1 protein-coding gene is annotated in these 13838 nt (G+C 63.1%); it reads right to left on the reverse strand.

The genetic code is table 11. The features are described 5' to 3' along the window. Positions 1–13789, reverse strand: a 13789-nt coding sequence (locus tag ABD732_RS18405; RefSeq protein ID WP_344786239.1) for an amino acid adenylation domain-containing protein, incomplete at its 3' end; no start/stop codon positions are given. Positions 13790–13838 lie beyond the last annotated feature (49 nt).

The following is a 13838-nucleotide window of genomic DNA, read 5'->3' on the forward strand; positions in this document are numbered from 1 at the left end:
GCGAGAACGCCTCACTCCGCACCGGATCCACGGCCTCAACGAGCGCCTCGAACGGAATATCCGAGTGCTCGAAGGCCGAGAGATCCTCGTCGCGAACCCTATCGAGCAGTTCCGAGAACGACTCGTTCACCTCGATCCGAGTACGGAGCGTCAGGGTGTTGGCGAACATGCCGACTAATCGGTCCAGAGCCTCCTGACCTCGACCGGCAATCGGCGATCCGATCACTATGTCGTCCGTGGCAGACAGTCTCCCGAGAAGCACTGCGAATGCTGCGTGCAGAACGATGAAGGGAGTGGCTCCGTGCTGCTGCGCCACCGAGCGAATCTGATCCACGATTGCCGCGGGTACCGGGAACGAGACGGAGACCCCGCGATGCGAAGGACGGGCGGGACGTGGCCTGTCTGTCGGCAGTTCCAGGAGGTCGGGTGCCCCGCTGAGTCGTGCTCGCCAATAGTCGAGCTGACGGCCGATGACGCTGTCTGGGTCCTCAACCGAGCCGAGCACATCGCTCTGCCAGATCGCGACATCGGCGACCTGCACCGCCAGCGGCAGGAACTGGGGCGACGTGCCGGCGATCCGCGCGCTGTACGCGGTGACCATGTCGGCAAGCAGGGGCGCCAGCGACTCGCCGTCGGCAGCGATGTGATGCACGGTGACCACCAGGAGGTGCTCACCCGTAGACACGGGAAGCAAGCGAACGCGGAGCGGCCACTGCTCCGTGACGTCGAACCCCTTGACGGCGGAGGCCATCAATTCGGCCTCCGTCGCCACAACCTCCCACACACCTCCCGAGGCGAAGTTTTCGGTGATCGCCTCAGTCCTGTCGATCGACTGGACCGGGACCCCTTCGAAAGTCGGGTAGGTGGTTCGCAGAACTTCGTGCCGTCCGATGACATCGGCCACTGCTTCTCGGAGCTTCGACACGTCGAGATCTCCGACGAGCCGCAGGGCGACCGGGATGTTGTATGTGGCCAGCTCCGGATCAAACTGGTTGATGAACCACATGCGTTGTTGTGCGAATGACAGTGGTATCCGGTCCGGGCGAGGGTCCACGGCGGTGATCGGCGGCAACGCGCGGGCCCGGCCGATCACCGCAGCGGCGAGGTCACGCACCGAGGGCGCATCGAACACATCACGCACGCTCACTTCCACATCCAGGGCCTCACCGACCCGGGCGACCAACCGCATCGCCGACAACGAGTTACCACCGGCATCGAAGAACGACTCAGTCACCGATACCCGATCGACCCCGAGTACCCCGGCGAACACCGCGGCGACCACACGCTCGGCCTCACTGTCGGGCTCGACGAACTCGGCGGCGACGAACACCGGCGCCGGCAACGCCGCACGATCGAGTTTGCCGTTGGCCGTGAGCGGAAGCTGATCGACGACCATCACCAGGTCCGGAACCATGTACCGGGGCACCTGCACCCCGGCCTGCTCACGCACCTGCTGCGGATCGATCTCAACCCCGGCCTCGGCCACCACATAACCGATCAGAAGATCACCACGGTCGAGGTCACCGACCACCCGGACAGCTGCTGCCACCACCCCCGAAACCCCGACCAAGGCCTCCTCGACCTCGCCGTACTCGATCCGGAAGCCCCGCAACTGGACCTGCCCATCAGCACGACCGAGATACTCGATGTCATCACCGACACGGCGAGCCAAATCACCTGTCCGATAAAGCCGTTCACCCCGACCACCGAACCGATCGGCAACAAACCGTGACGCGGTAAGCCCCGGCTGCCCCAAGTACCCCTGAGCCAACTGAGCACCGGCCACATACATCTCCCCGACCACCCCTTCGGGCACCGGCTGCAACCGGTCATCGAGCACATGAATCGCCAATGAACTCAACGGCCGACCAATCAACGACCGCTCCACACCAGCCGCATCGGCCACATCAGAACGCTCGATCGGCCGGAAACTGACATGCACTGTGGTCTCAGTGATGCCGTACATATTCACCAACTGAGCACCGTCACCGGGATTGTCCTCAAACCAGCGCCGCACCTGCTCGAAAGCCAACTCCTCACCACCGAAGACCACATACCGCAGCCCCAACCCCACCTCCGGGCGCCGACGCCGCGCATCGATCAACTGATAGAACGCCGACGGCGTCAAGTTCAGGAACGTCACCCCCTCGGACTCCAACAACGAGACGAAACCATCCATATCCCGCGCCAGATCACGATCGACGACCACCAACCGGGCCCCCGACAACAACGGACCCCACAGTTCCCACACCGAGAAATCGAACGCATACGAATGGAACATCGTCCACACATCATCGGAACGGAACTCGAAATCACCAGCCGCCGAACTCAGCAACGCCCCCACCTCGGCATGGGTGACCTCCACCCCCTTCGGACGCCCCGTCGACCCCGACGTATAGATCACATACGCCCGCGCCGATACCGGCACCACACCCCCAACAAAACCACCCGACTGCCACTGCCCAACCACATCGACATCGAGGACCTCCACCTCCCCATCGACCACCGACCACAACTCGTGACCAACAGTCGACGAATCCGCCAGAGCCACCCCCACTCCCGCATCCCTGACGATGTACGCCAACCGATCAACCGGATTAGTCACATCCAGCGGCAGATACCCCGCCCCCACCTTGAGCACACCCACAATCGCCGCGACCAAATCCACCGACCGCGCCAACGCCACCCCCACCAGATCACCAGCACACACCCCAGCAGCCACAAGTCCCGCCGCCACCGCATCCGAACGCCGATCCAACTCCACATACGTCAACGACGCCCCACCCGCAGACACCGCCACCGCATCAGCATGAGCAGCCACCGAGTCAGCGAACATCTCCACCAACGACCCCCGCCCCCGAGCAGAAACCACCGGCAACGGCAAAGCCGCCAACAACTCCCGATCCCGCCGCAACAACACACCAACATCACCGACCGCCACCGACGGATCAGCAGTCAACTGATCAAGAACACCCACAAACCGCTCAGCAAAACCCTCCACCGTCGACACATCAAACAAATCAGTAGCGAACACCAACGACAACGGCCAATCCCGACCAGCATCAATCGACAAATTAACCGTCAAGTCATACTGCGCAGGAACCCACGAAGCCTCCACCGGCTCAACCCGCAAATCACCCACCTCAACACCCGGATCAACCTCACGCCCCTCAACCACCGCCAACATCACCTGCGCCAACGGCGAAAACGCCTCACTACGCACCGGATCAACCGCCTCAACCACCGCCTCAAACGGCGCATCAGCATGAGCGAACGCATCCAAATCAGTCCGCCGAACCCCCTCAAGCACCTCCACAAACGACATCGACGCATCCACCCGCGTCCGCAACACCAACGTATTGACAAACATCCCCACCAACGGCTCCAACACCGCCTGCCCACGACCAGCAATCGGAGTAGCCACACACACATCACCAGTAGCAGCCAACCGACCCAACAACACCGCCAAACCCGCATGCACCACCATGAACGGCGTCACCCCCACAGACCGAGCCACCCCCAACACCCGATCACCCAACTCCACCGGCACCACCACATCCACCTTCGCCCCCCGATGCGAAGCAACCCGCGGCCGCGGCCGATCAGCCGGCAACGCCAACACCTCAGGCGCACCCACCAACTGCTCCCGCCAATACCCCAACTGACCACCAACAACCGACTCCCCATCAGCCGGCGACCCCAACACCTCGTGCTGCCACACCGCAAAATCAGCAAACTGCACCGACAACGGCGCCACCACCGGAACCCCACCAGCAGCCCGCACCGCATACGCCCCCACCACATCAGCCACCAACGGCCGCATCGACTCACCATCAGCCGCAATATGATGCGCCACCACAGCAAGAACGAACTCGCCCTCACCAACACGCCACAACCGCACCCGCAACGGCCAATCAGAAGTCACATCAAACCCAGCAGAAACCGCAGCCTCCAACTCCGCCCGCGACCCCACCACAGCCCAATCCAGACGACCATCGACCTCATCCACCGAAGCAATCTCCTGGAACGGCACACCATCAACCGCCGGGAACACCGTCCGCAACACCTCATGCCGCACAACCACATCCACAAACGCAGCACGCAACGCCGCCACATCAAGCCGACCAGTCAACCGCAACACCGCAGGAATGTTGTACGTCGGCAACGACGGATCCAACTGATTGATAAACCACATCCGCGCCTGCGCAAACGACAACGGCACCCGCACCGGACGCGGCACCACCGCAACCACCGGAGGCAACCCCACACCACGCCCCACAGACACACCCACCAACCCCCGCACCGACGGCGCATCAAACACATCCCGCACCGACAACTCAACACCCAGCACCTCAGACACCCGAGACACCAACCGCATCGCCGACAACGAATTCCCACCCAACTCAAAGAACGACGCCGTCACCGACACCCGCTCCACACCAAGCAACTCAGCAAAAACCCCCGCAACAACCACCTCAGCCTCGCTGGTCGCGACACTGTGATCACCGGCCTCGAACACCGGATCCGGCAAAGCCCGCCGATCAACCTTCCCGGCACTGTTCAACGGCATCTCATCGAGCGCGACCCACGAGGTAGGCACCATGAAGCCGGGCAGCCGCGCATCGAGTTCTGCAGCGACCGAGTCGGTGTTCACCGATTTCGGAGCAACGTAACCGACCAACTGGTCTCCAGCCGGCCCACTTACCACGCGTACAACTGCGTGGACCACCCCCGGTGCTGCGGCGATCAGCGCCTCGACCTCTCCGAGTTCCAGTCGCTGCCCCCGCAACTTCACCTGAAAATCTGCCCGACCCAGGTAGTGAATACTTCCAGACCTGCTGCGGCGCACCAGATCCCCGGTTCGATACAGTCGTGATCCTGGAGCCCCGAATGGGTCCGCCACGAAACGTTCTGCCGTCAGGTCGACACGAGCCGCGTAACCGCGCGCTGCCTGCACACCGCCCAGATACAGTTCTCCGACCACACCGTCCGGGACCGGATGAAGTCGCGTATCCAGAATGAACGCCGAAGTGTTGAGCATTGGGGTACCGATCGGCACCACGTCACCGATGTCGGCGAGGTCAGCCGCCGTCGTGTACACCGCGGCCTCAGTCGGGCCGAACAGATTCATGATCCGGGCCTGCGGCACCCTGGATCGAAACTCCCGGGCAACCGCCGGCGGCAGTGCTTCTCCGCCTGAGAAGAGTGCTCGCAACCCCGGAAGGAGCGCCACATCGTCGACGACGTCGAGGAAGGCGGCCAGGAGTGAAGGTACGAACTGAACGACCGTGACGCCCGAACTCGCGATCAGATCAGACAGATACTTCGGATCCCTATGCCCCTGCGCATCTGCGATCACCATCGTGTGACCCGCTGCCAGCGGCCAGAAGAGTTCCAAGACCGATGCATCGAACGTGTACGGAGTCTTGAACAGCAACCTATGGGCGCCCGACGGCACTTCTTCGTCAAGCCATGTCACGAAGTTGTGGACAGCACCGTGAGAGACAGTCACTCCCTTCGGTTTCCCTGTTGAGCCCGAAGTGAACAACGTGTACGCCGCATTAGCGGAAACCAGCGCGGCCGGCCGCTCTGATGCGTTCAACGGCTTAGCATTCGGCGGGAGTTGCGCCGAGCAGTCGGCCTCTATCACGGGAATCTGCAGCTCGTGAACGAATGTCGGTGGCTCCGCACCCGCACGGGTCACAACGATCCGGACATCGCCGGCCGACGCGACGAACTGCGCACGCTCGGCCGGGTAGTCCATTCCGATGGGGACGTACTGGCCGCCGGCGGCCAGCACCGCGTGCACCGCTACCACCATCTCGATACTGCGGTCCATCACCAGGCCAACCGCCACCTCGGGGCCGACCCCGGAGGCGATCAGCACACGGGCCAGCTCGCCGACTCGTGCGCCGAACTCGGCGTACCCGATCTCTCGTTGACCGGCGATGAGGGCGACTGCTGTCGGACGAGCTTCGACCTGCGCGGCGACCGCTTCGGCGATCGTGGTTTCCGGAACGGTCGCCACAGGCCCCACTGACCTCTTCAGGACCCTGGCTCTCTCCGCATCGGTGGCGAGTGCCAAGTCTCCGACCGGTATCCCCGGAGACCCGAGCAACGCGGTAGCGGTCCGCACAAAGAAGCTACTGAACCACTCGATCGACGAGCGGTCGTACAGAGCGGTCGCATAGGTAAGGTGCCCCGACCAGCCTCCGGAGCCGTCTCCAGTGGAAATCGTCAGGTTCAAATCCAGCTGGGCCGGCACGTCTGGCGGGTCCACCGCCTCGACCTTCAAGTCGTCGATCGACGCGTCCGTTGGCGTGCTCATCGGGTCCACCGAGAAGATCACCTGAACGAGCGGGGAGAATGCCTCGCTACGGACAGGGTCGATCGCGTCGACGATCGATTCGAAGGGCACATCAGCATGGGCGAATGCGTCCAGATCTGCTGCCCGACTGCGCGCTGCAAACGCGGCGAACGGCTCGGCCGGATCAACCCAGCTTCGCAACACGAGCGTGTTGACGAACATCCCGACCATGGCGTCGAGACCGTTTCGGCCACGGTTATCGATCGGAGTACCGACCACGATGTCCTGAGTGTCGGACAGCCGCGCGAGTGTCACTGCGAACACCGCATGCAACACCATGAATCGAGTCGTACCTTGCCTCGCAGCAAACGCATCTATCTGCGCACCCAGATCCGCAGGAATCGTGAAGTGCACGACATCGCCCTGATGGGAGAACACACGTGGCCTCGGATGATCAGTAGGCAGACCGATCACGTCCGGCACACCCGCCAGTTCCCGCTTCCAGAACGCAAGCTGCTTGCCCATCACCGACGAATCGTCCTGCGGAGACCCCAGCACCTCGTGCTGCCAGATCGAGTAGTCGGCGTACTGAACCGGCAGCGGCTCATACTGTGGCGCCGTCCCGCGCGTCCTGGCGGCATACGCGGCCAGGAAATCAGCGATCATCGGACCGAAGGATTGGCCGTCGAACGCGATGTGGTGAGCGACCAGGCCAACGATCAAAGAATCTTCACCGTCGCGGAGAACTCGGCCGCGTACCGGCAGCTCTGCAGTCACATCGAAGCCCAGCCCCAGATCCGTGGCCAGCTCGGACACGGAGTCGACTACCCGCCAATCCAACAGAGAACCGAGCTCGTCGGTTGCGGCCACTGACTGGAACGGCACACCGTCATCCGCGGGGAACACAGTGCGCAGCACTTCGTGCCGAGCAAGAACATCACGCAATGCGGCAAGCAGAAGACCTTCGTCTACCGTCCCGCGCAGGCGGAACGCCGCCGGAATGTTGTAGGTCGGCAGGGTCGGATGGAGGCGGTTGATGAACCACATTCGCTGCTGGGCGAACGACAACGGAACACGATCGGGCCGAGGCACGACACGGGTCACCGGCGCGAGCGCAGGAGCTCGATGGGTCGACACGGAGGCCAGCTCACGAATCGTCGGAGCCTCGAACAGGTCCCGCACCGTCAGGTCGACACCTAGCGAGTCGCCGACCCTGGCCACCACACGCATCGCCGACAGTGAGTTGCCGCCGACATCGAAGAACGATTGAGTTGCGCTCACGTTCTCGACATCGAGTATCTCGGCGAAGATCGCTGCGACCTTCTCCTCAGCTTCTCCGTCCGGCGCGGACCACTCGACCTCCAACACCCCGAACTCCGGTTCCGGCAGCGCTTTACGATCGATCTTGCCCGCTGTGTTCAGCGCGATATCGTCGACCAGCATCCACACTGTCGGCACCATGTATCGGGGAAGCGCGTTCGTCGCTGATTCCGTGACTGCGCTGAGGTCGAGTGTCTCCCCTGGCCCCGCCGCAAGGTAGGCGACCAAGTGCTCGCCACCGTCAGGCGACTGTGCCACCGTGACCGCGGTATGCACCACCCCCGGTGCGCCGGCGAGCACGGCTTCGATCTCGCCCAACTCGATCCGCTGGCCCCGCAGCTTGACCTGGAAGTCGGTACGCCCCAGGTAGTCGAGTCCACCGTCCGGCAGCCTGCGCACGAGGTCTCCCGTTCGATACAACCGCGCACCTGGCGCACCGAACGGATCAGCGATGAATCGCTCCGCAGTCAGGTCCGCGCGTGCCGCATAGCCGCGCGCCAACTGCACACCGCCCAGATACAGCTCGCCCGGCACGCCCGGTGGGACCCGGTGAAGTCGCGAATCCAGTACCAGCGCTGAAGAGTGCCATATCGGTGTGCCGATCGGCACTGTCGGATCATCGGCGGTGACCTCCCCTATCGACTGATAGGTGATCTCTACCGCTGCTTCAGTAGGACCGTAGAGGTTGTAGAAGAGCGCCTCGGGCCAGACTTCCCGTGTTTGAGAGGCCACGGCCGGGGGCAACGCCTCGCCGGTGGTCGAGATTATCCGCACGGAGTCAAGGCGCTGCAGCGTCTCCAATGGGACAACATCGACGAATACCGACAGCATAGACGGTACGAAATGCACCATCGTCACGCCGGTGCGAGCGATCTCGTCAGCCACATGCGTCGGCTCCAAGTGCCCGCCATCCCTGAGCACCACCATTGCCGCTCCCGCCATGAGGGGCGCAAACAGCTCCGGTACCGAGCAGTCGAAGGTGTACGGCGTCTTCTGCAGAACCACATCCGAACTGCCAATCGGCAGTTCGTCGAGTCCCCACCACAGGCGGTTCAGCACCGCTTCGTGGCTCAAGGTGACGCCCTTCGGCATTCCCGTGGAGCCCGAGGTGAACAGGGTGTACACGGCGGACGCCGAGTGCACCGGGCCTCGGCGATCGGCGTCGGTCAACGGTTTCGCGTGAGACGAGGACGCATCGATCCAGCCCGAGGCGTCCACCTCTACGATCTCGATCGCAGCGTCCTCCGCGGCCCCCAGTGCGGAACCAGCGGCGTCACGGTCAGCCACCAGCAGCATCCGTGCTCCAGAAGTCACCAGCATGTACTCCGCACGATCGCTCGGGGTTTCCAGATCGATCGGCACGTACTGGCCGCCTGCGGTGACGATCGCGTGAACGGCGATCAGCATCTCCACCGACCGTGGCATAGCGATCGCCACCGCGGACTCTGCCTCGAGCCCCATCGAGAGGAGCTTCCTGGCGAGGACATTAACCCGAGCGCCGAACTCCCCGTAGGTGACCGCACGCTCACCGGAAATCAGCGCCACAGCGTCTGGCGTCCTGACGATCTGATCCGCCACTGCTTCTCCGATGGACACCACCGGGGGAAGGTCGACCTGCGGCCCTTGCTCAGTCGCCTGTGCAGAATCTTGACCGGGCATCCCGATATCACCAATCGAGCGGCTGGGCTCTGCGGTGAGGCCGGCGAGCAGGGCCACGAACCACTGAATCAGACGTTCTGCAGATGCTTCCTGGAAGAGATCGGTCGCGTACTCGAGCCGGATCTGCCACGACTCGCCCGCTTCGGCCGTCGTCACGACGAAGGTCAGATCGCGCTGGGCCACGACCCGGTCGCTGTCGAGGAATTCCCCCGCAAGCTCTCCGAAATCAATCCTCCGGCGGCGTGCCGACGCCGCCGGATCCACCGAAAGCATGACCTGGGCGAGCGGAGCAAAGGCCTCCGAACGAACAGGATTCAACTCCTCAACGATCGTCTCGAAGGGCACATCTGCGTGACCGAACCCCGCGAAATCGACTTCCTTGAGTTGCTCAATCAACTGGACGAACGACTCTCCGTTGTCCACCCGGGCGCGCAGCACGAGAGTGTTGACAAACATACCGATCAGTCGCTCGAGAGCGGCCTGACCACGGCCCGCAAAGGGCGTTGTCACGGCGATGTCGTCACTTGCGGAGAGCCTCGCCAAGAGTGTGACCAGCGCAGCGTGCAGGATGATGAAGGGGGTCGCGTCGTTGTCTGCTGCCACCTGACGGATCCGGTCACTGACCTCGGGCGAGATCTGGGTGGACACGGAGGCGCCAGCGCCACTTGCAACAGGCGGGCGCGGATGATCTGTCGGCAAGGTGATCACGTCGGGAAGGCCCGCAAGGTGCTCGCGCCAATACGCCAGTTGCGTACCCATCACTGATTCAGCGTCGTCCGGCGCGCCCAGCACATCGTGCTGCCAAATCGCGAAATCGGCGAACTGGATGTCCAGGGGCTCGAGTTCAGGCCCCGCGTCTGCAGCACGAGCCGCGTACGCGACCAACAGGTCTTCGGCGAGCGGCTCCAGCGATTCTCCGTCCACTGCGATGTGGTGGGCGACCAACGCCAGCACCCACTCGTCTTGCCCCAACTCGAGAATGCGTACCCGGACAGGCTGATCGCTGGTCACGTCGAATCCGGCGAGAAGCTCCCGCTCGAGTTCAGCTTCGTCATCGACACTGCGCCAGTCCAGGCGATCGGGAACGGACGTCGCAGGGTGAACCAGCTGATGAGGCACGCCATCAATCGCCGGATACGTGGTTCGCAGCACCTCGTGCCGCGAAACCACGTCGACTAGTGCGGATCGAAGGGCACCGACGTCGAGGACTCCAGTCAACGAGAGCGCGAAGGGGATGTTGTAGTTCGAGGTTCCAGGATCGAATCTGTTGATGAACCACATTCGCTGCTGAGCGAAAGACAACGGAATCAGTTCCGGTCGCGGTGTCTGAGCCACGATCGGAGGCAACGCCCTGCTACGGCCGGAGGCCGCGACCACCAGTTCCCGAACGCTAGGAGCGGTGAACACATCCTGGATGGTGACTTCGGCATTCAGGCTCTGCGCGACTCTCCCGACGACACGCATCGCGGACAGCGAAGTACCGCCGAGATCGAAGAAGCTGTCGGTAACAGAGACCTGCTCGACGCCGAGAACCTCGGCGAACGCATCAGCGACAACTCGCTCTTCATCTGTCGCCGGCTCAACATATTCACCAGCGACAATGACCGGCTCAGGCAGCGCGGACTTGTCGAGTTTGCCCACCGGCGTCATCGGAAGCCGGTCGATGCTCATCAAAGAGGCCGGCACCATATGCGACGGCAGCCGCTCGGCAATGAACTGGCGCAACTCGGCCATGTCGACAGGATCGCCCTTGCACACCACGTATCCGGCCAATGCGGAGATCTCCGAGCCGCCGACACCGATCACGACAGCACCCGTGACACCGGGGTGATCAGCCAGAACGGATTCGATCTCCCCGAGTTCGATTCGCAGCCCACGCAGCTTCACCTGGTCATCGCCGCGACCGACATACTCGACGGTCGGTTCACCGCCATCGCCCCTCCGCCACCGAACCAGATCGCCGGTGCGGTACAACCGATCTCCAGGGATTCCGTAAGGGTTGGCGACGAACCTCGTCGCGGTGAGGCCCGGTCGCGCGAGGTAGCCCCGCGACAGCGCGTCGCCACACAGATAGAGTTCGCCCGCGACCCCGATCGGCACCGGCTTGAGACGACCGTCGAGTACGCAGAAGCCGACACCAGCTATCGGACCGCCGAGGAGGACCGGATCGCCGATCTGCATGGGCTCACTGATCGCGACACCGATCGTGGTCTCCGTCGGCCCGTAGAGGTTCTGAATCCTCCGGAACGGGGCCCACGCGTCCTTGAGCGGCTGGGGCACCGCCTCCCCACCCACGTAAACCACCCGCAGGGCGGGAAGTGCGGAGGGTTCGAGCGTCGCCAAGACCGTCGGCGTGAGGAAAGTATGTGTGATCGCATGCTGCACGATGAAGGTCTGCAACGGTTCACCACCGACAGCGCCATCGGGACGGAAGATCAGCACGCCCCCTGAAGCGGCCGCAAGCATGTACTCGAGTACTGATGCGTCAAAACTCGGTGAGGCGAAGCCCAGCACCCGCGAATACTCGTCGGCGCCGGACCTGCGCACTTCCTCGGCTGCGAAATTGGCCAGTCCCGCGTGCGTAACGGAAACACCCTTCGGCCGACCAGTGGAGCCGGATGTATAGATCACGTACGCCGTGTTCTCGATCCTGATTGGCGCCAGGACTTCCTGGGAGTCAATCGAATCGTCACCGTAGGCCGCGATCTCGGCGGCGACGACATCGCCATCGAGACGTAGCCAGTCGAAGCCGTGCTCTGGCAGATCGCCCGACCCAGCGACACCGAGTCCGAGAACCGCTGCCGAGTCCTCAACCATGTCGGAGACTCGACCAGCCGGATAGGTCGGATCGATCGGTACGTACCCACCGCCCGTCTTGGCGACGGCCCAGATCGCGATAAGAAGATCCAACGAACGTCCGATTGCCAGCGCCACCAACGACTCCGGCCCGACTCCGCGGTCGATAAGCCATCGCGCAAGTTGATTCGAACGTGCATCAAGCTGCGCATAGGTGAGGAACGCACCATCGGAGTCGATGACAGCCTGTCTCGGCCCCCACTTCTTAGCCGCAGCGGCAAGCATTTCAGGCAGCAGCACCGGATCAGCGCCGGCACCGCTGGCGAGGATGGCATCCGAATCGGGGATCACTCGCGCCGCAGGCGTCTTCCCAGCAGGCTGCGCGGCAGGCACGGCGACGGGAACAGTCGGCAAAACGATGTCTCCAATCGGAGTGGACGAATCGGCGATCGCTTGCTCCAGAATCGCCAGGAGATGAGCACTGAAACCGAGCACCGTGGACTCGTCGAACAGGTCGGTGGCATAGACCATGGCCCCGCTCCAGGGCCCGTCGGCGGCACGGCTGACTCCCACCAACAGATCCACCTTCGCAGGCATGTGCTCCTGCGATTCGGCAGAAACCGTAATGCCCGCAACGTCTCCGCCGGCCAGCACTTGTCCGGCAAGCTCCGGCACCGCGGATTGGTCAAAGGTCAACCACACTTGGGTGAATGGCGAATATGAAGCGCTCGAGGTCTGCCCGGTCGCCTCGACGACGCTCTCGAACGGGATATCCGCGTTCGCATAGGCTTCGAGATCGACCGTCTTCACAGTGGCCAGTAGTTCAGCGAAGGGCATACCACCGTCGACATCGGTCCGCAGAACGAGCGTGTTGACGAACATTCCAATCAGCCCGTCAAGGACTTCCTGACCGCGTCCCGCGATCGGAGTCCCGATTGCAATATCCTCTTGTGCGCTCATCCGCGCCACAAGTGAGGCAAGGGCGGCGTGCACGACCATGAAGGGAGTGGTCCCGGTGCTCGCGGCGAGTGAATCGATCCCCTCGCCGAGTGCTTCTGGGATCTGAAACCGCACAAGCGCGCCGCGGTGCGTAGCAACGACAGGCCGCGGCCGATCAGACGGCAGCTCCACCAGGTCCGGCACGCCAGAGAGTCGCGCGCGCCAGTAAGCGAGTTGACGTCCCAGCACTGTTTCCGACCGATCCGGAGCTCCGAGTACTTCGTGCTGCCATATCGCGTAGTCCGCGAATTGCACTGGTAATTCGGCAAACTCAGGATCTTGCTCGTCAGCCTCGGCGAAGTAGGCGGTAACAAGATCGGTGACGAACGGACTCATCGATTCACCGTCGAAGGCAATGTGATGAGCAACTACTGCGAGTACAAACTCCTCCGGTGCACTCTCCCAGATCCGGACCCTGATCGGCAGTTGCTTGGTCACATCGAAACCGCGGAGGACGGCATCCGCCATGTCCGACTCAGAATCAACGACACTCCAGTCAAGCCGTGCTGCCACAGCCGATGGTCGCAGAATCTTCTGGTGTGGCACCCCGCCCTCGGCCGGGAACGTCGTACGCAAGGCCTCATGCCTGGTCACTACATCCACGATTGCCGCATGCAGGGCATCCACATCAACCGGACCGGATAGCCGCAGCACAATTGGAATGTTGTAGACGGCGGACACGCTGTCGAGTTGGTTCAGCAGCCACATGCGTTGTTGTGCGAATGACAGTGGTATCCGGTCCGGGCGAGGATCCACG

The organism is Gordonia caeni (assembly GCF_039537105.1).
Lineage (GTDB): Bacteria > Actinomycetota > Actinomycetes > Mycobacteriales > Mycobacteriaceae > Gordonia > Gordonia caeni.